Annotated in this window: 21 protein-coding genes and 1 tRNA gene; 10 read left to right on the top strand and 12 right to left on the bottom strand. The window is 60.2% G+C overall.

Features of this window, described 5'->3' with window-relative positions:
• Positions 1-11: 11 nt before the first annotated feature.
• Positions 12-1088, top strand: coding sequence for a substrate-binding domain-containing protein (locus K0B93_RS12855; protein ID WP_219867585.1), 1077 nt, complete (start codon positions 12-14; stop codon positions 1086-1088).
• Between the two features lie 121 nt (positions 1089-1209).
• On the opposite strand, the gene K0B93_RS12850 is transcribed toward K0B93_RS12855, so the two are convergent.
• Positions 1210-1833: a YbhB/YbcL family Raf kinase inhibitor-like protein gene (locus tag K0B93_RS12850; protein WP_219867584.1), complete on the bottom strand. Its 624-nt coding sequence runs from the start codon at positions 1831-1833 to the stop codon at positions 1210-1212.
• Between the two features lie 174 nt (positions 1834-2007).
• On the opposite strand from K0B93_RS12850, the gene K0B93_RS12845 reads away from it, so the two are divergent.
• The 3 genes from K0B93_RS12845 (at position 2008) to K0B93_RS12835 (ending at position 3340) form a co-directional block, all read left to right on the top strand.
• Positions 2008-2340 carry an ankyrin repeat domain-containing protein gene (locus K0B93_RS12845; RefSeq protein WP_219867583.1) on the top strand — a complete coding sequence of 111 codons (333 nt, stop codon included), beginning with the start codon at positions 2008-2010 and terminating at the stop codon, positions 2338-2340.
• 7 nt (positions 2341-2347) lie between these two features.
• Positions 2348-3088, top strand: a complete 741-nt coding sequence (locus K0B93_RS12840) for a spermidine synthase (RefSeq protein WP_219867582.1) — start codon at positions 2348-2350, stop codon at positions 3086-3088.
• A 75-nt stretch (positions 3089-3163) separates the two neighbouring features.
• Positions 3164-3340, top strand: coding sequence for a hypothetical protein (locus K0B93_RS12835; protein ID WP_219867581.1), 177 nt, complete (start codon positions 3164-3166; stop codon positions 3338-3340).
• A gap of 40 nt (positions 3341-3380) precedes the next feature.
• On the opposite strand, the gene K0B93_RS12830 is transcribed toward K0B93_RS12835, so the two are convergent.
• A complete protein-coding gene (locus tag K0B93_RS12830) occupies positions 3381-4769 on the bottom strand; it encodes an alanine/glycine:cation symporter family protein (RefSeq protein ID WP_219867580.1) in 1389 nt (462 codons plus the stop codon).
• Between the two features lie 37 nt (positions 4770-4806).
• On the bottom strand, positions 4807-5367 hold the full coding sequence (locus K0B93_RS12825) for a TIGR00730 family Rossman fold protein (RefSeq protein WP_219867579.1): 561 nt from the start codon (positions 5365-5367) through the stop codon (positions 4807-4809).
• 144 nt (positions 5368-5511) lie between these two features.
• On the opposite strand from K0B93_RS12825, the gene K0B93_RS12820 reads away from it, so the two are divergent.
• Complete coding sequence (locus K0B93_RS12820) at positions 5512-7620, top strand: NosR/NirI family protein (protein WP_219867578.1); 2109 nt, start codon at positions 5512-5514, stop codon at positions 7618-7620.
• A gap of 30 nt (positions 7621-7650) precedes the next feature.
• Here the strand turns inward: K0B93_RS12820 and K0B93_RS12815 are convergent, their stop codons facing one another.
• A complete protein-coding gene (locus tag K0B93_RS12815; RefSeq protein ID WP_219867577.1) occupies positions 7651-8205 on the bottom strand; it encodes a carboxymuconolactone decarboxylase family protein in 555 nt (184 codons plus the stop codon).
• 119 nt (positions 8206-8324) lie between these two features.
• Here K0B93_RS12815 and K0B93_RS12810 point away from each other — a divergent pair, with 119 nt between their 5' ends.
• Together K0B93_RS12810 and K0B93_RS12805 are read left to right on the top strand one after the other, a co-directional pair.
• The gene (locus tag K0B93_RS12810) at positions 8325-8930 is read left to right on the top strand and encodes a TetR/AcrR family transcriptional regulator (RefSeq protein WP_219867576.1); all 606 of its coding nucleotides are present in this window, start codon (positions 8325-8327) and stop codon (positions 8928-8930) included.
• A gap of 170 nt (positions 8931-9100) precedes the next feature.
• Positions 9101-10408, top strand: a complete 1308-nt coding sequence (locus K0B93_RS12805) for an NAD(P)/FAD-dependent oxidoreductase (RefSeq protein ID WP_219867575.1) — start codon at positions 9101-9103, stop codon at positions 10406-10408.
• 30 nt (positions 10409-10438) lie between these two features.
• On the opposite strand, the gene K0B93_RS12800 is transcribed toward K0B93_RS12805, so the two are convergent.
• Positions 10439-10512, bottom strand: a tRNA-Gly gene (locus tag K0B93_RS12800).
• Between the two features lie 72 nt (positions 10513-10584).
• Between K0B93_RS12800 and K0B93_RS12795 the strand changes: the two genes are divergently transcribed.
• The 3 genes from K0B93_RS12795 (at position 10585) to K0B93_RS12785 (ending at position 13461) form a co-directional block, all read left to right on the top strand.
• Positions 10585-12309, top strand: a complete 1725-nt coding sequence (locus tag K0B93_RS12795; RefSeq protein WP_219867574.1) for a potassium/proton antiporter — start codon at positions 10585-10587, stop codon at positions 12307-12309.
• Positions 12310-12417: 108 nt separating this feature from the next.
• Positions 12418-12978 carry a L,D-transpeptidase family protein gene (locus K0B93_RS12790; protein WP_219867573.1) on the top strand — a complete coding sequence of 187 codons (561 nt, stop codon included), beginning with the start codon at positions 12418-12420 and terminating at the stop codon, positions 12976-12978.
• A 204-nt stretch (positions 12979-13182) separates the two neighbouring features.
• Positions 13183-13461, top strand: a complete 279-nt coding sequence (locus tag K0B93_RS12785; RefSeq protein ID WP_218636227.1) for an Lpp/OprI family alanine-zipper lipoprotein — start codon at positions 13183-13185, stop codon at positions 13459-13461.
• A 60-nt stretch (positions 13462-13521) separates the two neighbouring features.
• On the opposite strand, the gene K0B93_RS12780 is transcribed toward K0B93_RS12785, so the two are convergent.
• The 7 genes from K0B93_RS12780 to K0B93_RS12750 form a co-directional block, all read right to left on the bottom strand.
• The gene (locus K0B93_RS12780) at positions 13522-14313 is read right to left on the bottom strand and encodes a slipin family protein (RefSeq protein ID WP_219867572.1); all 792 of its coding nucleotides are present in this window, start codon (positions 14311-14313) and stop codon (positions 13522-13524) included.
• 41 nt (positions 14314-14354) lie between these two features.
• Complete coding sequence (locus tag K0B93_RS12775; RefSeq protein WP_219867571.1) at positions 14355-15806, bottom strand: NfeD family protein; 1452 nt, start codon at positions 15804-15806, stop codon at positions 14355-14357.
• Between the two features lie 26 nt (positions 15807-15832).
• A complete protein-coding gene (locus K0B93_RS12770) occupies positions 15833-16585 on the bottom strand; it encodes an SDR family oxidoreductase (protein WP_219867570.1) in 753 nt (250 codons plus the stop codon).
• Positions 16586-16635: 50 nt separating this feature from the next.
• Positions 16636-17709 carry a L,D-transpeptidase family protein gene (locus K0B93_RS12765; RefSeq protein ID WP_416383211.1) on the bottom strand — a complete coding sequence of 358 codons (1074 nt, stop codon included), beginning with the start codon at positions 17707-17709 and terminating at the stop codon, positions 16636-16638.
• A gap of 48 nt (positions 17710-17757) precedes the next feature.
• Complete coding sequence (locus tag K0B93_RS12760) at positions 17758-18327, bottom strand: TMEM165/GDT1 family protein (protein ID WP_219867569.1); 570 nt, start codon at positions 18325-18327, stop codon at positions 17758-17760.
• 231 nt (positions 18328-18558) lie between these two features.
• Positions 18559-19950, bottom strand: a complete 1392-nt coding sequence (locus tag K0B93_RS12755) for a DHA2 family efflux MFS transporter permease subunit (protein ID WP_219867568.1) — start codon at positions 19948-19950, stop codon at positions 18559-18561.
• Positions 19951-19953: 3 nt separating this feature from the next.
• Positions 19954-20379, bottom strand: coding sequence for a MarR family transcriptional regulator (locus tag K0B93_RS12750; RefSeq protein WP_219867567.1), 426 nt, complete (start codon positions 20377-20379; stop codon positions 19954-19956).
• Positions 20380-20383: the final 4 nt, after the last annotated feature.

Here is a 20383-nt window from a genome sequence, read left to right as displayed (position 1 = left end):
TATGAAACTCTATGCATAGGAAGAAGCTGAACATCACACCCGCCTGGGTCTTTCGCACCGACGACGGCGAACTGTTCGAGCCGATCCTGTTCCGTCTTCTCGAGAGCATCCGCGACACCGGCAAACTGACCGCCGCAGCGCAAGGGGCCGGTATCTCCTACCGGCACGCCTGGAACCTCCTTCATCGTGGTACCGATTTCTTTGGCATGCCACTGGTTGTGATGCAGAAGGGCCAGGGCACCCGACTCTCGGAACTCGGCGACAAGTTGCTGTGGGCCGACCAGCGGGTGAAGGCACGGCTCGGCCCCCAGATCGACAGCATGGCCTCGGAACTCAACGACCAGATCCAGCAACTGCTGGCCGGCAGCCATCCCGTCCTGCAGCTTTACGCCAGCCACGGATACGCGGTGGCCCTGTTGCCGGAATTCTCGGACCAGGTCGAGACCAACCTCCAGTATCGCAATCCCGAAGAAGCCCTGTCGGCACTCGCCAACGGCGAATGTGATCTGGCCAGCTTCCACTTCCCCACGTGCCCGGAGCGGGCCCGGGACATCCTTGCCCACTACCGGCAGCATCTGTCCAACGACAACCTGAGGCTGATCCGCTTCGTCACCCGTCGCGAGGGCCTGATGATGCGCAAGGCCGACCAGGACCGGATCCGGAGCCTGCAGGATCTGGCCGCCTCCCAGCTGCGTTTCATCGGCCGGGACCGGCATTCAGGCAGCCGCGTTCTGTTTAACCTCCTGCTTCAGCAACAGGGCCTGGGGGAGGACAGCATCAACCGATCGCCTCAGCACGAATTCACCCACACCGCCGTGGCCGCCTTTGTCGCCGCCGGCATGGCGGACGTCGGATTCGGCGTGGAAGCCGCTGCCCAACAGTTTGACCTGGAATTCCTCGAGCTGGCCCGTGAGCACTATCTGCTGCTCTACCGCGAAGACCGGGTAAACCGGACCAGCCTCGGTCATCTTATTGACCTGATGCGTTCTGAACCCTTCATTGCCCGCCTGCAGGAGCTGCCCGGTTACGATCCGGACAAGCCCGGAGACGTCACCAGCTTTGAGGCGCTGATTGCCGAGGATGCCTGAACCAACCCGGCGGACGGCAGAAGAATGAATCAGGGCACAGGGGGCTTTGGAGGGAAAGCCGGAACCGGACAGTGCCGGTTCCATGGATACCAGATAATGGGTACTTAAGGCGGGATTGAGCTCAACGGAGCTCAGGGTTCAGGGTATAGGTCCCTGTCACCCGGGCACTGGCCAGAACGTGACCGGCCATGGCTTCGCGCACATCATTGCCATCAAATTCGCCACTCAGGCCCAGACTTTCCACGTCCAGGGCATGAACCTCGAAATGGTAGTGGTGGATGATTTCATCATTCCAGGGCGGGCAGGGGCCGTCATAACCGGCGTAGGTACCGGCCATATCCGGGTTGCCGGCCAGGAACTGGGTGTAGTTGTTTACCCCGCGGATGCCGATGGGGCCCGGACCAGGCTCCTTGCCCTTGGGAATGACGCCATCGCTGTCCTCACCCTCGGGAATGCGGCTGATGGTGGCGGGGACATCCACCAGCAGCCAGTGGAAGAAATCCACCCGGGGCAGGTCTTTTGCCACGGTCTTGCCTTCCTGGTTCACATCGTCCGCGACACTTGGTACATCCGGATCGAACATCATGACCACGAAGCTCCTGGTACCTTCCGGTGCGTCCTCCCAAACGGTCTCCGGGTTGCGATTGGGCCCGAAATTCATATGATCTTCTTCGCTGTAAACGCCAAACGCGAACTTTTCCGGTACCGGCTGACCTTCTTCGATGCCTTGAACCTTTAGTTTCACGGCGTTGCCTCCTGTTGATCGTTGGCTTATATCTCAGTCATGGTGTCTGGAACAGACCCGATCTGTGATAAAAGGGTTTTAGCAAGGGTATTGCCGGTCTGTCCAGATTAGCAGACGGCGAAGTTTCTACGCCCGGCGACTAGTACAGGCTCACTCACCACCACGGGAACCACCATGAGCGACCAAAATTCCGGCCAACCACAGCCGCCAGAAAACCAGATGGATGAAGACGCCATTGCCTTTGCCCAGGGCCTTTTCGAACTGGCCCGCAAAGGCGCCGCAGGCCTGCTTGTGCCCCTGCTGGACGCCGGCGTGCCGGTGGATATCCGCACCAGCAACGGGGAAACCCTGTTGATGCTCGCCGCCGCCGGCAATCACGCTGACACCGTGCAACTGCTGCTGGAAAAAGGCGCTAACCCCGAGGCAACCGATGTCGACGGCACCACCGCGCTCGGCCACGCCCGCGCGGCCGGAGCCCAGGACACGATCGCCAAACTGAGTCAGTGACCGACCGATGCTCAACAAGGGGGAAATCATTCACCATGTTCGGGATACCCTCGGCAGCATCCTGGTGATCGACTACCGCAAGCATCGGGTCCTGACCTTCAACTCCGTTTTTGAGCAGAGCAAGATCGACCGCCGTCGGCCCTACCTGCCGGTCCACGAATACAACCGCGCGATGATGCTGCCAGCGGCCTTCGCCTCACCCGGGCACGTCACCATTCTGGGCCTTGGCGGCGGGGTCATGGCCAGCGCCTTCCACCACCTTTACCCGGAATGCCACATCCATGCCGTGGAACTGCGACAGGCCGTGCTGGATGTGTCCCGGGCCTTCTTCAGCCTGCCCCAGAGCAACCGGCTGACCGTCTCTGTCGGCGATGCCCGCAATGCCCTGGAGCTGCTCCCGGATGCCAGTACCGATATGATCCTCGCCGATCTCTACAATGCCGACCGCATGAGCCCGGCCCAGGCCCAGCGGATGTTCATCAATCACTGCAGCCGCGCGCTCAGTCCGTCGGGCTGGCTGGCCCTGAACTACCATCGGACCCCGGACCCCGAGGGTCCGTATTTTCGGCAGCTGCGCAAACAGTTTCCGGTGCTTCTGATGTTCCGCAGCAAAACCAACAACACGGTTATCTACGCCAGCAAGAAACCCTTCGAAGCCCTGCATGAACGGGACCCGGCCCTGTTGGCGCTGGAAAAGCGGCTGCCCATCGGCTGGCGCAAATTAATGGCCAGGGTGAGCCGGCTTTGAACTCGCACCCTTGATCAATGGTCAGGATGATCCATAGTAATAACTAGGGATGTTTGCCACTTGAGGGGACAGGTCATGAGCGATGAAGACTACAAGAAACTCCACCCGATACTGAACGAGGTCACCCAGACCTACGTGAGTCTGTATACCAACAGACCCAATGAGAAGAATCGGGAACAGCTGATCAAACTCGAAGCCCTGTTGCACGAAAAACTGGAGCAGCTGAAGAAAGCGCGGGACGAAAACGAATAACCCAACCGCCAATCCGAGCCGTGCCCGCAGAACGGAAACATCACACCACCGCTTCCGTGGCCTTGCGCTCAAAGTAATCCCGGGTCATCCGGACCACCAGGGGGGAAAGCAGCAGCAGCGCGATCAGGTTGGGCACGGCCATCAAGCCGTTGGCGATGTCGCACAGCCCCCAGATCAACTCCAGATCCATCACTGCACCCAGCGGCAGTAGCAAGCAGAAGAGTTTCCGGTAGACCCGAATCCGCCGGTTGCCGAACAGGTAACCGGTGCCACGATCGCCATAGTAGCTCCACCCAACCACGCTTGAAAACGAGAAGAACAACAACGAGAGGGTGACCGCCAGCTTGCCCAGATCGGGTACGGCGGAATTGAATGCCATGGTGGTCAGTTCCGAGCCGCTGACCCCGGTGGTCCAGACCCCGGTGGTGATGATGACCAGGGCGGTGATGGTGCACACCACCAGGGTATCGAACAGTGGTCCGTTCATTGCCACCAACCCGGCCCGCACCGGCTCATCTGACCGGACTGCCGCCATCGCAATGGGCGTTGTTCCCAAGCCTGCCTCATTGCTGAACACACCCCGGGCCACGCCAAACTGAATGGTGGTCATGACCGCCGCACCGGCAAAACCACCGGTGGCGGCGGTACCGGTAAAGGCATCGGAAATAATGCTGACGAAGGCTGCCGGAACCGCGTCCGCATTCAGCCCGAGCACCACCAGCGCACTGCCGACATAAACAACAAACATCAGCGGCACCAGCCGCGAGACCACCCAGCCAATGCGGCGGATCCCGCCCACGATCACCAACCAGATCAGCGCGCCATAGAGGATGCCGATGGCCAGCTTGACCCCGAAAACCGTCCCCACCCGGGGCTCGTAGCCGACGATGTCACGCAAGGAGAACTCCAGGGTATCGGCCACAGAATTGGCTTCCACCATGTTGCCCGTGCCATAGGCGGCGATGATTGCGCAGAGGGCAAAAAACTGGGCCAGGGGTTTCCATTTTGGCCCGAGCCCGCGCTCAATGTAGTACATGGGTCCACCGGCATAGCCGGTTTCCGGGTCGTAAACGCGGAACCTCAGGGCCAGCGTGGTACTGGCAAAAACCGTCGCCATGCCGACAAGGGCGGTAACCCACATCCAGAAAATGGCACCCGGGCCACCCAGGGCGATGGCGGTCGCCACACCGGCAATATTGCCGTTGCCAATGGCCGCGGACAGGGCCACGGTGAGTGCGCTGAAATGACTGAGCTCGCCGGTCAGGGAATCTTCCACATCCCGGCCGCTCGCAATCCGAAGGGACAGGCCGAGACGGAACAGCTGGATAAAACGCAGGCGCACGCTCAGAAACAGTCCGGTTCCGACCAACAACGCGATGGTCAGCGGCCCCCAGACAATTTCTCCGACGCCCTCCACCAGTTCCTGCATGCCAGCATGTCCCTTTTGGCCGGGCCCGTAACTCTGATCAGGTCCATTTTTCGTGCGGCGGCCGGTACTGACGGAACCCTTCCAGAAGCTGCCCGGGAGTATCCGCCACCACCAGCATGTCGATGTATTCCTGTTTCAGGAAACCCGCCGCCTTCATGGTCCGGACCATTTCCAGCAGCGGATCGTAGAAGCCACCAACGTTGTAAAGTCCGCAAGGCTTTCGATGGAATCCAAGCTGGCCCCAGGTCCAGGCCTCGAAGATTTCCTCGAGCGTCCCGATGCCTCCGGGCAGGGCAATAAAGCCGTCGGCCAGCTCGGCCATCTTCGCCTTGCGCTCGTGCATGTCCCGGACCACAAACAGCTCGGTCAGGCCCGAATGAGCCAGCTCCCGATCCCGCAGGTGCTCCGGAATCACGCCATAGACCTGGCCGCCACTCTCCAGCACCGAGTCGGCAACGACCCCCATCAACCCGACGTGACCGCCACCGAAAACCAGATCCACGCCATTGGCACCAAGGAATTCCCCCAGCTCCCTGGCCTTGCGGGCATACTGCGGGTCAGTTCCCGATCGGGAACCGCAATACACGGCAACTTTCATCCAATCCTCACTCGTTCGTCTGGCGCCGGAAAATCGATGATCTCCTCACAAAGTAGCAGAGAGCTGGCTCCGAGGTCGCATTGAGCCCTCGCCCAGAAGCTCTAGCATGAAGTGTCAAACAACAAGAAATCCCAGGAGTTTCCCATGGCAGGGCGCATCGTGCTCTTACTGGCGTGCCTGTTCTTGCTGTCCAGCGCCCGTGCGGAGCTGTCGGAAAGTAAGCGGGCGATGATCCAGGAGCTGTTCCCGAAAGCGACAGTGATCGACGACAAACTGTCGGATTTCCCCGTGTACCCGGTGTATCAGCTCCAGGAACTGCTGGGCTATGCCTACGAATCGGCGGATCTTAGCCGGCTACAGGGGTTTGCCGGCAAACCGATCCAGCTGCTGGTCGGGTTGGATGCCCGTGGCCGTTTTACCGGGGTCCGGGTGCTGGATCACCACGAACCGGTATTCCTGCATGGCCTCGGCGAGCAGCCTCTGTTCGACTTCGTCGACCAGTATACCGGCCGCTCGCTGCGCGAACAGATCCTCGTCGACACTTCAAACTCCAGCCGCAGCAGCAAGGACCCGGACGGTAATGTGGTCCATTTTGACGGAGTCAGCAGGGCCACGGTGTCGGTGTTGATCGTCAATGATACCGTGCTGTCGTCGGCCCTGAAGGTTGCCCGCGCTAAACTCGAGGGCTTCAGCCAGGCCACTCCCACCCGCGCCCGACCGGATTTCTTCGAGCCGTTGTCCTGGCAGGAGCTGATCGATCGCGGTTACCTCAGTCATTGGCAGGTGGCCAAGGATACGGTGGAACAGGCCCTGGGCCGGCCTCTGTCAGATTACCCGGGCACCCCGGAACCCCGGCCCGGCGAGCCGTTTACCGAGCTGTTCTACGGCTACGTGAATTCGCCCATGGTGGGGCGCAACCTGCTGGGACAGGAGGGCTATGCCCAACTGCGGGAGAAGGCCGGGGACGACGCCAAGATTCTGGTGGTGATGTCCCGCGGGCGGTTTACCCATCTGTCCGAGGACTTTGTCCCCGCCAGCGCCCCGGACCGGCTGGGCATGGTCCAGAACAACCTGTCACTGGAGCTTCGGGACCTGAACATGTTCGGTGGCAGTATCCAACTGCAGGCCGATTCGATGCCGGAATTTGCCCAACAGACCCTGTTCCGGGTCGGAGGCAACGCCGGCTTCAATCCCGGCGCCGCGGCGACGCTCCGCCTGAACGTGGAGCTTGCGCGCAATCACCTGATGGTCGACCGGACCACGCTGGACGTACCGGTCGCCTTCCCCGAAAAACTGTTCGAGACCGTCGAGGTGGCGCCGTTGCCGGAGCAGACGCGGGCGCCGGTCTGGGTGGGCCTGTGGAAGGAACGCTGGTGGCAAATCTCGTTGCTGGTTAGCGGGCTGGCCGTACTGACGGTGTTCTTCGCGAAACAGCGAACCCTGAGCCGGTATCCGGCCCTGGTGCACCGGTTCCGTTGGGGCTTCCTGTTCTTCACGCTGTTCTTTATCGGTTTCTATGCCCAGGGTCAGCTCTCGGTGGTCAACATCTACACTCTGTTCCTGGCGATCTGGGATGGCTTTTCGCTGGATGTGTTCCTGCTTGATCCCATTCTGTTCATTCTCTGGACCTACACCTTCATTACGCTGTTCATCTGGGGACGTGGGCTGTTTTGTGGCTGGCTGTGCCCGTTCGGGGCTCTGCAGGAGATGGCCGCCTGGCTCGGCGAGAAACTGCGGTTCCCCCAGGCCAAGGTGCCGGAACGGTGGCACCGCAGGTTGATCCTGCTCAAATACCCGATCCTGCTCGGGCTGGTTGGCACGGCCTTCTACTCGCTGACGCTGGCTGAACAGCTGGCCGAGGTGGAACCCTTCAAAACCGGTATTACCCTGTTTTTCGTCCGGTACTGGCCGTTTGTGGCCTATGCCGTAGGCCTCCTGCTGGTGGGCATGTTTATCCACAAGTTCTATTGTCGCTATCTGTGCCCACTGGGCGCCGGGCTCGCCGTTCTCGGCCGGCTGCGCCTGTTCAGCTGGCTGGATCGCGTGGAACTGTGCGGCAGCCCCTGTCAGCACTGCAAAAACGAGTGCGGTATCAATGCCATCCGCAAGGACGGGCGAATCGATTACGACGAATGCATCCAGTGCCTGGAGTGCGTGGTCATCCTGAACGCGGAGGACCAGTGTGTCGACAAACGCCTCCAGAACCGGAAGCGGGAAAGGCAGGCCAGCATTCTGGCGACGGACGCGGGCTGAGCTCGCGTCCGCAACGCGCGTTCGCCTTGCTTATTTGGCTTTTTGCCAGGCGAACTTCTGGAACGCCTCGTCGACCGGCGTCTCGGCAATGTGGTTTATGTAATTGCTCATCACCTTTTGCGAAAGCACCAGAATCACCTCAAGAACGTGGCGGTGCTCGTATCCGGCTTGATAGAAGGCATCGAGATCCTCCCGATTAACCTCGCCGCGCTTGCGCGTCACTGCCAGGGTGAAAGTCCTCAGTGCTTCCAGCTTCTCGCTGGGTAGCGGCGTCTCGTCGCGCAGCGCGTTAATAATGTCGTCGGATACTTTCATGCTCTTGGCAATACCAGTGTGCGCGGGCACACAGTAGTGACAAGCATGCTCGACGTTGATGGTTTGCCAGACCACCGTGGTTTCGTCGTTGTCGAAACTGCTGTCGAGGACCAGTTGATGCAGTTTCTGGTAGCCCTCCAGCACCGTGGGTGCCTCTGCCATTACCGCGTGCAATCCCGGTATCATGCCGAACCCCTTCAGCGAGTTTTCCAACAGAGGCTTGGCCCTTTCCGGGGCAGTAGTTTCATCGTGCAATGTGAAATCGGTCATAACAGACTCCTTTTTTGAGTGATCGTTCAATAATGACTTCAGGCTACCTGTTCTTGAGCAGTCATTCAAGTTATAATTGAGCGGTCACTCAAAATATCTTTTCACGACACACTGACACTATGGCCAGAAACGCCCGATACGACCGAACAACGGCTTTGCAGAAAGCGGTCACCCTGTTCTGGGAGCGGGGTTATCACGGCAGCTCCATGAAACAGATCGAACAAGCACTGGACATGCGACCGGGCAGCATCTATGCCTCGTTTGGCAACAAGGACAATCTGTTCTCCGAAGCACTGGCCATGTACGCCGACCAGGGTGCGCAGGAGCTGTCGGGCTACCTTCAAGAGGCCCCGTCCATCGTGGATGGTCTGCAGGCCTATCTGCGGGGGATTGCCAATGGCGGCAGGAAAGCCGTAGCCCAGCCCTCACGCGCGTGCATGATCGTCAAAACCCTGCTGGAATCCAGCAACACGCACCCTGCGCTGGCCCGGCAGGCCCAGCGCATCCTGGCGTCCATTCAGGATGTGATTCATGATGCGCTTGAACAGGCCAAGGCGCAGGGCGAGCTGATCGAAACCACCGATTGCCAGCGACTGGCGCGTCTGCTGCAGGCCCAGATCGTTGCCCTCCGCTCCATGGCCGAACGCAAGCTGGCGCCCGAGGAGCTCTCCGAACTCGGTGATGACGTCGCCTCGATACTCGACAGCTACCGCACCCAACACTGAGGTCCGGGGGTGCCCATTGCACTTCCGTAGAATTGTGCCTGCGCCATTGCTCGCGTTACTATTATTCGGGTCAGTGTTAGCACCCTACCTTTTCACCAGGCCCAGTGACGACAGCCAAGCGCTTTGCCCCGAAGAGTGCTTGGCTCTCTTCACTTAAAGGGCTGATTGTTATGGATAACCTTCATCATATAGTGGTGGTTGGCGGTGGTGCCGGCGGACTTGAGCTGGTGACCAGTCTGGGCGACAAGCTTGGCAGGAAGGGCAAGGCCCGGATCACGCTTCTGGATGCCGGCCTGACCCATGTCTGGAAACCGCTTCTGCACGAGGTCGCGTCCGGCTCGCTTGACGCCAATGCCAACGAAATCAACTATCGCGCCCACGCCCGCAAACACCATTATGAGTTCCAGCTGGGCCGGATGAGTGGCCTGGATCGCTCGTCAAAGCAGCTTGTGGTGGCGCCTTTCCACGATGAGGACGGCGAGGAAGTGGTGCCCGAGCGCCGAATCAGTTATGACACCCTGGTGATTGCCGTCGGCAGCACAGCAAACGACTTCGGTACGCCCGGCGCCCAGGAGCACTGCCTGTTCCTGGACAGCCTGAAACAGGCCCGCCGGTTCCATAACCTGATGCTCAATGCGTTTTTGCGGAAGAACCACGAGGCGCTTGAGGGTGAGGACCATACCCTGAACCTCACTATTATCGGGGCCGGCGCCACCGGCGTGGAACTGGCGGCGGAGTTGCGCCTGGCGTCAAGGGAACTGCCGGTTTACGGTATGAATCACCTGAAATCCTCGGATGTTTCAATCACGGTCATTGAAGCTGCCGACCGCATTCTGCCGGCATTGCCTGCGCGACTGTCAGCTGCCGCCAACCGGGAGCTGGAACGCCAGCACATTCAGGTACTCACCGGCCAACCGGTCAGTGAAGTCCGGGCAAGCAGCATTGTCATGAAAGACGGCAGCGAATTGCCCTCGGAAATGACCATCTGGGCCGCAGGCATCAAGGCACCGGCGTTCCTGGCCGAGCTCGGACTGGAAGCCAACAAGGGCAACCAGCTGGTCGTCAAGCAGACGCTTCAGACCACCAGGGACGAGGACATCTATGCCTTCGGTGACTGCGCCGCTTGCCCCCAGCCGGATTCAGACCGGTCGGTACCCCCTCGGGCCCAGGCCGCTCATCAACAGGCAGACGCTCTGTTCAAAACTCTGTGCAACCGCATCAAGGGTGGCGAGGCCGTCCCCTTCGTCTACAACGACCATGGCTCACTGATCAATTTCAGTCGCTACACCACCGTCGGCAACCTGATGGGCAACCTGTCCGGTCGGAGCATGTATATCGAAGGCAAGGTGGCGAGGTTGTTCTACGTGTCCCTGTACCGCATGCACCAGGTGGCGCTGCACGGATTTGTGCGAACCGGCATTATCTGGTTGATGGATAAAATCAGCCGTGCGATGCACCCACGTCTCAAACTACACTAGAAAGGAACCGGGCACTGTCCCCGGAAGCAATGGAGCGGGTGAAGGGAATCGAACCCTCGTATGCAGCTTGGGAAGCTGCCGTTCTACCATTGAACTACACCCGCATTAGTTGATGGCCGCGAGAGCAATATAAGCGGTCATGGCGCCTATGGGCAAGCCTTCTGTCTGGAGCAATAATGGATCCAACCCTCACCCTGCTTGGCGCTCTGATGCTGGTGATCAGTATCCTGCTCAGCCCGTTGTCCAGCCGGGTCGGCATGCCGGTGCTGCTGATTTTTCTGGTGGTTGGCATGATGATGGGGGAAGACGGCCCGGGCGGTATCCAGTTCGACAATTTCGAACTGGCGTTTCTGATCGCCAATCTGGCACTGGGCGTCATCCTGCTCGACGGCGGCATGCGCACCCGGGCCGAAACCTTCCGGGTCGGCCTGCGCCCGGCTCTGGTACTGGCCACCCTGGGGGTGTTCATGACCGCCGCAGGGGCCGCCGTGGTCGCCCGCTGGGTGTTCGATCTTGAGTGGCTCACCGCACTGCTGGTGGGGGCCATCATCTCCTCGACCGATGCCGCTGCCGTGTTTTCGCTGCTGCAGGGCCGGGGCCTGCACTTGAACGAGCGGGTCAGCGCCACGCTGGAGATCGAATCCGGCAGCAACGACCCCATGGCGATTTTCCTGACCCTGGTGCTGGTAACCCTGATCGGCAACACCGGCGAGGGCGCAACCTGGTCGGTCCTGATCATGTTGGTCAAGCAATTCGGGATTGGGGGTCTTGCCGGAGTCCTTGGCGGTTTTGCGGTGGTGGAGTTGGCCAATCGTGTCCGGCTGACACCGTCACTCTACCCCCTGCTGGTCGCTGCTGCCGGAATTTCCGTGTTTTCGGCCACCAACGCGCTCGGTGGCAGCGGGTTTCTTGCGATCTACCTGACCGGGGTGGTCATTGGTAACCGCCACGTCCGGATGATGCCAATGATCCTCCAGGTACACGACGGCCTGGCCTGGCTGGCGCAACTGTGCCTGTTCCTGATGCTGGGTCTTCTGGTGACCCCCACGGACCTCCTGCCCCTGCTGGGTAGCGGTCTGGTATTGGCACTGGCATTGATCTTCATTATCCGGCCGCTGACCGTGGTACTCACGCTCTGGCCTTTTGGCTTCAACCGACGGGAACTCGGATTCATCAGCTGGGTAGGCTTGCGCGGAGCCGTGCCAATCGTGCTTGCGCTGTTCCCGATCATGGCCAACCTGCCGCAAGCCCAACTGGTCTTTCACGCGGCTTTCTTTATTGTGCTCGTGTCGTTGCTGGTGCAGGGCACCACCATGGCGCCCCTGGCCCGAAAACTCCGGCTGGAAGTACCGGCCGGCGAGGATCCCTATCGTCGGCTGCCCCTGGACACTCCCGGCGCCGGTGACCATGAACTGATGCTGTTCCCATTGCGAGGAGAAATCTGGGAAACTCCGCGCCGGCTGAGCCAGCTGCGGTTTCCGGAAAACACTGCGGTCGCCGGCGTGTTTCGCAACCGGGTGTGCCTGCAACCGAAAGGTGATCTGGAAGTGGCCAGTGGCGATACGGTCGCCATGTTCGCAACGCCCAACGTACTGCCGGAGCTGGGCAAGGCACTGAGTGGTCGTCATGCGCCCAAGTACCTTGCAGAACGGGCCTTTTTCGGCGACTTTGTACTTAATGGCGATGCCCTGCTGGGCGACGTCGAACAGGTCTACGGGATCGAATTTGATGATCTGCCGCCGGAGCTGTCACTGGCCGAGTGCTTTGCCAGGCGCACCAAAGGCCATCCGGTCGTTGGCGACACGGTGACGCTCGGCCCGGTCACCCTGGTCGCCCGGGCGACCAACTCCGATCAGGTCACCAAGGTCGGTCTGAAGATGGATAGTTCACAAAATGTCTGATCCGGAAATGAGATAACCAAAAAAGTTAACAAAAGCTCTCAACAACATACTGATAGCCTGTGCTATAAACGTGCATGAAAGAAGATTAACCATTGGTAAGCTAAGATCATGTTCACGCGCTATTTCATTGCCATTTGCCTGCTGACAGGTTTTGCTCTGTCTCCGGTTTCCGGAGCCGCCAGTGAGATGCTGGCCAAAGCCGACACGCGCATGCCGGAGGCAGCTCCGTTCCAGACCAACGCCCTCAGTATTGATAAGGTTCTGGTGCGCAAGAGTGAACGCCGTCTCTACCTGATGGACGATGGCGAGGTGGTGAAAAGCTACCGGATTTCCCTTGGCGACAACCCCACAGGGCACAAGCTGTACGAAGGTGACGAACGCACGCCCGAAGGGGATTACACGCTGGACTGGCGCAACGCCGGCAGCGACTTCTACAAGTCCATTCACATATCCTACCCGAGCGAACGGGATCGTGAACTGGCCCATGCCTGGGGGCTCAACCCCGGCGGCAGTATCATGATCCACGGACTGCCCAACGAGGCCGCCGATATGGCCTTTGCCTACCGGGGGCTGGACTGGACCGACGGATGCATTGCCGTGACCAACGAGGAAATGGACGAGATCTGGCAACTGGTCGCCAACGGCACCCCGATTCGAATCGTTCCCTGAACATCTCCTGACAGCAGCATTAAGTTGTTGTCATAAGCCGATTAAATATACGTATCCGTAGTTAACATTTTGTCTCAGAGTGTTTTACACTGTTTGACGACTCCGGTAGTCAACGCCTATCCGGCCGGTTTGACAGGAAGTCGTCCATGTACTGAACTGACTTCCGGATCACAGGAAAAAACTCGACCAATAAGGGGATTTACAATGCGTAAACTGACGATCGCTGGGTTTGCACTTGCTACTGCTCTGACCGCAGGCTGTGCCTCTAACCAGGCTGCCGTAGACGAGGCGAATGCAACTGCCAACTCTGCAGAGCAGACTGCTGAAAATGCACTGAACACCGCTAACAGCGCTGCAAGCTCTGCCCGCACTGCCCAGCAGACCGCCGAGGAAGCTCTGGCCGCTGCCAAGGCTGCTCAGCAATCAGCTGACGAAGCCAACGAGCGTGCCAAGCGTATGCTTGAGCGTTCAAGCATGAAATAAGGCTCGGCTTACGCTGACGCTGAAAAGGCCGGGAATCCCGGCCTTTTTTGTGCCCGCCCCCTATTCGGGGGAATCGTTGGATCCGCCCTGCGTGTTGCGGAACGACTTTTCCATGAAAGGCCGCACCAGGTCCATGGGCATCGGGAACACGATAGTCGAAGAATTCGAGCCACTCATATCTGCCATCGTTTGCAGGTAACGCAACTGCATGGCCCCGGATTCGGCGGACATCACCCGGGCCGCTTCTACCAGTTTCTTCGACGCCTGCAATTCGCCCTCGGCGTGGATCACCTTGGCCCGCCGCTCGCGCTCTGCCTCCGCTTGACGGGCAATGGCCCGGATCATGGATTCGTTCAGATCCACGTGCTTGATCTCGACATTGGCCACCTTGATCCCCCACTCCTCGGTCTGGGCATCAATGATCTCCTGAATGTCCGAGTTCAGTTTGTCCCGCTCTGACAACATCTCGTCCAGATCGTGTTTGCCGAGCACGGACCGCAACGTGGTCTGTGCCAACTGACTGGTGGCCGAGTTGAAATCCTCGACCCGGATGATCGCCCGCTCTGGGTCCACCACCCGGAAATACAGCACCGCATTGACCCGCACGGTGACATTGTCCTTGGAAATCACGTCCTGGCTGGGGACGTCCAGAACAACGACCCGGAGGTCCACCCGGACGATCTGCTGGATACCGGGAATCACAATGATCAGGCCGGGGCCTTTCACACCCTGGAACCGGCCCAGGAAAAATACCACGCCGCGCTGGTACTCCGGCAGGATCTTGATCGCCGAGCCGAGAATCAGCAGCAACACCACCATTGGTGCTAGATAGGGAATCAGTTCGCCAATCATACGGCCTCCTTGGTTTGCCGTTGCCTTGTGTCTGCGCCGGGTCAACGGTTCTCGTCAATGACCTCAACGGTTACCGTTAACCCTTCCATCGCCTTGACCCGCACCCGATCGCCTTCACTGACGGGTTGCGGGCAGACGGCTTTCCAGCGTTCGCCATTGAGGCGCACGTGGCCCCGGTAATGGTCACGCTCCTCGATAAAATCATCCAGGGCAGGCCCTTCTTCGTGGGCCATCTGTTCGCTACCGCTAACCGGGCCCTTCCGGCGCAATCCGATGAACCGGGTGACGGTCCAGAGAATGAACCCTGCAGCAACCACGGCGGTTCCGCCGACGGTGGGTAGGGAGATATCGCGATGACTGCCGTCCATCAGAATCACCGAGCCGGTCACAAACGCCACAATCCCGCCCACACCGAGGATGCCGAAACTGGGCACGAACGCCTCCCCGACAATAAACGCCAGCCCGAGCAGGATGAGTGCCAAGCCCGCGTAATTAACGGACAGTACCTGGAAGGCGAAGAGGGCAAGGATCAGACTGATTGCGCCAATCACCCCGGGAACCACCGCACCGGGGTTGGCGAGCTCGAAGATGATGCCGTAGAACCCGATGATCATCAGGAAATAGGCCACGTTGGGGTCGGTAATTACGGAGAGCAGCCGCGTGCGCCAGTCTGGCCGGGAACGGACCAGCTCCAATGACGCCGTTTTCAGGGTTCGATCCGTTGACGCCATGCGCACGGTTCGACCGTCAATCTGACGGAGCAGGTCGCCAAGGCTGGACGCCACCACATCGATCACATTTTTCTCAAGGGCGTCATTGGCACCGAGGTTGACCGCTTCGCGCACCGCTTCTTCGGCCCAGTCGGCGTTGCGGCCGTGGCGTTCCGCCAGGCCCCGGATGTAGCTGACCGCGTCCTCGAGGACTTTCCGCTCCATGGCGGTATTGCCGCGACGCTTACCGTCGCCCTCCGGGTCTCCGATCCCGGGCGCATCGCTCGATCCGTCACCGTCCGGGGGTGCCTGTTCGGGTTCGGAGCCCGGCAGTCCCCCCATCTGGACCGGTGTTGCCGAACCGAGATTCGTGGCCGGCGCCATGGCGGCGATGTGGCTGGCGTAGAGGATGTAGGTGCCGGCACTTGCAGCCCGGGCGCCCTGGGGGGACACATAGGTGGCGACGGGAACATCGGAGGCGAGGATCACCTTGATGATGTCGCGCATGGAGTCCATCAGCCCCCCCGGCGTATCCATCTCCAGCACCACCAGGCCGGCGCCCTCCGACTCCGCCCGCCGGATCCCCCGGGTTACGTAATCCATGGTGGCGGGGCCTATAGCGCCCTCGATGGTCAGCACGAGCGCGGTATCCGCCGCTTCTTGCTGGGCAAATACTTTATGAGCCAGGGAGCCGAGGGCCAGCAGGCCCCCAACCAGAAACACCGTGCTCCAGACCCTGATGCGCGTTGCGCGGGCGGGGTTCGCGGGTTGGTCTGCCGGCATAATGCCTCCCCGGATTTAGTGAAGGATCAGAACATTTTGGCCAGTACCGGCACCGGTAGGCGCCTCAGCAGGAATCCTATCGGAGTCCACGGCCAGCGCGGCACAAAGCACTCGTTTTTTCCGGACTCAATGGCTTTTACCATCGCCTTGCAGCCGGTCTCTGCATCCACACGGAACGGTGCGTTTTTAACGCTCTCGTTGATGGCCGTTCGGATGTACCCTGGATACAGTGTAGTCACGCGAATCGGAGATTTCGCCTTTGCCAGTTCGACACGAAGGCCCTCCGAAAGTGCCGCGAGGCCGACTTTGGTCGCCGCGTAGGTGGTAATACTGGATGGCATGCCCCGTACCGCGGACACCGAGGATACGGTTACGAGGTGCCCGTGGTTCTGCTTTCGAAAGATTTCCATGGCCGCTTCCATCTGGGCCAGGGCGGAAACAAAGTTGGTTTCAGCGGTCTGACGGTTGGCATCGAAGTTGCCGGTACCCAGTGCCTGGCCCTTGCCGATTCCGGCGTTGACGATGATCCGTTCCAGTGTCCCGAATTCTTCCTGGAACGCCCGGAACACTTCGAAGACCTGGTCGTGGTTGTCGACATCGAGTGCCCGGATGCTGATTCGGGCGGCGGGGTATTTTTGCTGGAGCTCATCCCGCAGGGTTTCCAGACGATCGGTGCGGCGCGCGCACAGCGCGAGCTGGTCGCCCCGGGCGGCAAACTCACGGGCCATGCCTTCGCCCAGGCCGGAGCTGGCACCGGTAATCAGAATGGTGCGACTCATGGACTCTCCTTGGTTGTGGTTATTATCAGGTGAGCCGGGCGCTGAACGGATCAGAAGTAGAGTGTCTGCTCCGGTTCACCGGCCGATTCCGGTGTTTTATCTTCGACGGTCTCATCTGCCGCCATCCGGGCGACCCGTTCGCCGATCATGATCGGGATGCCATCGGCCTGGTCCACCGCGATTTCGATGGCCCGACGTTGCATTTCGACACCGGGATGCTGTTTCTCGAAGGCCTCGACTTCCGTGAACACCTGCCGCCAGAGCTTGTCCCGGTCTTCCTGAGGGTATTCCTCGTTCGGTCGGTGCACCTCGAGCCACACTTCTCCTCCCGACATGCCGATCTTCACCGGATCCCGGACTACCTGAACCGAAGTGCCTTTCTCGACCTGGTAGATAAAGCGGGAGATATCCTCGTTGTACATGCGGAAACAGCCGTGACTGACGGCCATGCCGACTCCGAATTTCTTGTTCGTGCCGTGGATCAGGTAACCCTTTTCACTCAACATCAGGGCGTGGCTACCCAAAGGATTGGAGGGGCCGGGCGGAATCATCCGTGGCAGGAACTCACCGCTTCGCTCGTACTCGGCGCGAATGCTCGCCGGCGGGTACCAGGCCGGTGACTCCAGCGGCATGGTGACCTTGGCATCGGTCAGGGGCGACGGATTTTCCTCCGACCCCACTCCAACGGGGTACACCTGCACGCCGTTGTCGGTGAAGTAGTAGAGACGGTACTCGGCCAGATTGATCACAATACCTTCGCGGCGGGCGTCCGGCATCACGTACTGGCGGGGCAGGGTAATTGTGGTGCCTTCACCGGGCAACCAGGGATCGACGCCGGGGTTGGCCTTGACCAGCTCCAGGTAGCCCATGGCAATGCGGTTGCCAATGGCGGCAAAGGTGTCCTCGTAGCGGGTGGTAAAGACGTCCAGCTCGCCGGCCAGGTCCCCTTTCAATGGGAACGTGGGCACCCGAGGCGTGCGGTCCGGAGTTCCCTCAACTTCCTCACCACCGGCCTGGACCTTGGCGTCCTGGTCGGGCTTGGCGTCCTCCGCAGCCTGCAGAGGTGCCGTGACCATCGCAGCGGCCAATAGAATAAAATATATAAGTCTCAATGACATAGAGATTCTTTCCAAAAAGTCTTTTCCATTCGCGTACAGTGACAGCCACCGGCGTCAGGAGTTCATAAAAGTGGCCGTCACAGTCACAATGGCCAGCACCAGAAACAGGATGCTCGCGCTGATTCTTGCCGTGGCAAGGGGCAGCCTCTCCATCAGCCAGCGCCCTGCCATGATAACCGGTATGTTGGCAATCAACATCCCCACCGTGGTACCCAGGATTACCCAGAGGGTTTCGGTAAAACGAGCCGCGAGCACCACGGTAGCAATCTGGGTCTTGTCCCCGATCTCCGCCAGGAAAAACATGATGGTGGTCGCCAGGAAAGCCCCCATGCCCAGATATCGCGAGTCCTCACTGTCGTCCTTGTCAGGTATCAGTAGCCAGGCGGCAATGGCGACAAAGCTTGCAGCCAGAATCCAGGGCAGCCAGGCCTCCGGAATGAACCTCGCGATCCAGGCACCAAGCCAGGCCGAGAGAGCATGATTGAGGACCGTCGCAACAAATATGCCCAGGATGATCGGCAGGCGCTTACTGTAGCGGACAACGAGGAACAGGGACAGTAACTGGGTTTTGTCACCGATTTCAGCGATGGCGACAGCCGCAGTCGAGGCGAGGAACGCTTCCATATAATACAACTCCAGGGCGGATTGTCAGACATGAGACAGGCCATCTTCCGCCCTACGGAGATGGTCTGCCTCAGGTCTTGCCAATTCCACCAATACTCTGGTGAAACACGGTAGCCATGGAGATTGAGCTCCAAGTATGTTGACTACCGTCCGAGCGGCATCGTGTGCCGGGCCCGGAGGCTACTCCCCTGAAGGGATCAGTATCTTAGTCAATCATCGCCGTGCTGGCAACTAGGCCCGCATCTTCCACACCGGAATGGCTGCGACCGCAACGAAAACGGCCACCAACCACCAGGCCGAGTGAAAGGCCGTAATGGTCGGCATACCACCACTGTGCTCACCGAATTCAATGGTCAGGGCGACCATGTTGACGCCAAAAGCACCACCAAGCTGGCGAGTAAAATTGATGGTGCTGGATCCCGCTCCGAGCTCTTCCGGCGCAAGAGGGTTCAGGGCTCCGGTCGACAGCGCCGGCAGCATGAACCCGATACCGATGCGACCGACTATCGTCCACAGCGCCAGCCAGCCAAACGCCAGCGACAGGTCCGAGAGGGCGAACAGCGCGGCGGAACAGGCAAACAGGGTGATACCAAAGATCACAAGCTTGCGGGCACTCTGTTTGTCCGCCAGCCGCCCGGCCAGTGGGAAAGTGAGTCCGAGGACAACGCCAGCCGGCAACATCAGCAGGCCCGCTTCGGTGGCGGTAAATCCAAGAGCGGTCTGGACGAACAGGGGGATCAGGTAGGTCGAACCGAACAACGCCAGACCAAGCGCCATGGCGCCGAGGTTGGCATACAGGAACACCGGCTTGCGCAGCAACGCGACGTTCACCAGCGGGTGCGGGGTGCGGCGCTCGCGCAGCACAAACAGACCCAAGGCCAGCAACGCCAACAGTCCACCGATGACCACCCGGGATTCCTGACCCGACAGCTCCTGCAGCCGGTTCAGCGTGTCCAGCGACAGCGCCAGGGTTGCACCCAGCAACACCAGGCCAGGCAGATCGAAACGGTAGGGTGCGGGCCGGGATGGCGGCAGGGGCAGAAAACGCCAGGCCATGAAGACGCCAATCAGGGTGACCGGTGCCGGCGCGAACATGACATAGCGCCAGCTCAGCTGATCGACGAGAAAACCGCCCAGCACCGGCCCCAAGGCCGGGGCGAGAATGACCCCCATGCCATAGATACCCATGGCCTGACCGCGTTTCTCACGGGGAAAGATCCGGAACACCAAATACATTCCCATCGGCTGCATCAGGCCCGCCATGGCACCCTGGGCGACCCGTGCGGCAATGAGCTGATCGGGGGAAACTGCGAAGCCACCGGCGACGGAAATCACGGTGAACATGAACATGGCACCGGCCAGGGTCTTGCGCACCCCGAAGTGATCCAGCAACCAGGACGACGCCAGCATGGTGGTGGTCATGGCGGCGATAAAACCCGTTGCCAGCCAGTGCACCTGACCCTGCCGGATACCGAATTCCAGCATGATGTCGTGCAGGGCGACGTTCACCACCGTGGCACTGAGCACCGTGGCCATGGTGCCCAGCATCACCGTTGCCACCGCCAGCCAGCGCCAGCGTTCCCCATAGCGGGCCCTCAGGCCCTCGACAGTATTGTCGCTCAAGGCTTACTTCTGCTTTTCGGCGTTTTCCAGGATCTTGTGGAATACCCGGACGGTGCATTCGATGTCCTCATCGCTGATTCCCTCCAGCATCTGTTCCCTCAGTTTCTCGGCCCGTTCCGACAAATCGTCCATAAACGCCCGGCCAGCACTGGTCAGATGCAGTCGGCGGGCACGGCGATCGTTGGGACAGGGCCGACGTTCAATCAGCCCCTGTTGCTCCAGACTGTCCAGAAGCCGCACCAGCGTCGGATTCTCAATCGCCATCAGGCTGGCCAGCTCCCGCTGGGTCAACCCTTCGCCTCCCTTGTCCAGATACACCATGGTGCTCCACCGGGCCTGGGTAACGCCCAGGTCCTTCAGACGCTCGTCGAGCATTTTTCTCCAGCGCCGGGTAACCCGGGCCACTGCAAAGGGGAACTGGTCTCTCATACCT

Origin of the sequence: Marinobacter sp. F4218, from assembly GCF_019443085.1 — a bacterium.
Taxonomy (GTDB): domain Bacteria; phylum Pseudomonadota; class Gammaproteobacteria; order Pseudomonadales; family Oleiphilaceae; genus Marinobacter; species Marinobacter albus.
The sequence above is the reverse complement of the archived record's forward strand: the minus strand, read 5'-3'. Positions and strand labels throughout refer to the sequence as shown.

Bases quoted from the DNA above. Each gene is read 5' to 3' on its own strand.
- K0B93_RS12815 (WP_219867577.1), bottom strand. From the start codon at position 8,205: ATGACCGATTTCACATTGCACGATGAAACTACTGCCCCGGAAAGGGCC.
- K0B93_RS12830 (WP_219867580.1), bottom strand. From the start codon at position 4,769: ATGCAGGAACTGGTGGAGGGCGTCGGAGAAATTGTCTGGGGGCCGCTG.
- K0B93_RS12770 (WP_219867570.1), bottom strand. From the start codon at position 16,585: ATGAGTCGCACCATTCTGATTACCGGTGCCAGCTCCGGCCTGGGCGAA.
- K0B93_RS12845 (WP_219867583.1), top strand. From the start codon at position 2,008: ATGAGCGACCAAAATTCCGGCCAACCACAGCCGCCAGAAAACCAGATG.
- K0B93_RS12825 (WP_219867579.1), bottom strand. From the start codon at position 5,367: ATGAAAGTTGCCGTGTATTGCGGTTCCCGATCGGGAACTGACCCGCAG.
- K0B93_RS12805 (WP_219867575.1), top strand. From the start codon at position 9,101: ATGGATAACCTTCATCATATAGTGGTGGTTGGCGGTGGTGCCGGCGGA.
- K0B93_RS12780 (WP_219867572.1), bottom strand. From the start codon at position 14,313: ATGATTGGCGAACTGATTCCCTATCTAGCACCAATGGTGGTGTTGCTG.
- K0B93_RS12775 (WP_219867571.1), bottom strand. From the start codon at position 15,806: ATGCCGGCAGACCAACCCGCGAACCCCGCCCGCGCAACGCGCATCAGG.
- K0B93_RS12835 (WP_219867581.1), top strand. From the start codon at position 3,164: ATGAGCGATGAAGACTACAAGAAACTCCACCCGATACTGAACGAGGTC.
- K0B93_RS12790 (WP_219867573.1), top strand. From the start codon at position 12,418: ATGTTCACGCGCTATTTCATTGCCATTTGCCTGCTGACAGGTTTTGCT.
- K0B93_RS12785 (WP_218636227.1), top strand. From the start codon at position 13,183: ATGCGTAAACTGACGATCGCTGGGTTTGCACTTGCTACTGCTCTGACC.
- K0B93_RS12820 (WP_219867578.1), top strand. From the start codon at position 5,512: ATGGCAGGGCGCATCGTGCTCTTACTGGCGTGCCTGTTCTTGCTGTCC.
- K0B93_RS12750 (WP_219867567.1), bottom strand. From the start codon at position 20,379: ATGAGAGACCAGTTCCCCTTTGCAGTGGCCCGGGTTACCCGGCGCTGG.
- K0B93_RS12795 (WP_219867574.1), top strand. From the start codon at position 10,585: ATGGATCCAACCCTCACCCTGCTTGGCGCTCTGATGCTGGTGATCAGT.
- K0B93_RS12840 (WP_219867582.1), top strand. From the start codon at position 2,348: ATGCTCAACAAGGGGGAAATCATTCACCATGTTCGGGATACCCTCGGC.
- K0B93_RS12810 (WP_219867576.1), top strand. From the start codon at position 8,325: ATGGCCAGAAACGCCCGATACGACCGAACAACGGCTTTGCAGAAAGCG.
- K0B93_RS12855 (WP_219867585.1), top strand. From the start codon at position 12: ATGCATAGGAAGAAGCTGAACATCACACCCGCCTGGGTCTTTCGCACC.
- K0B93_RS12760 (WP_219867569.1), bottom strand. From the start codon at position 18,327: ATGGAAGCGTTCCTCGCCTCGACTGCGGCTGTCGCCATCGCTGAAATC.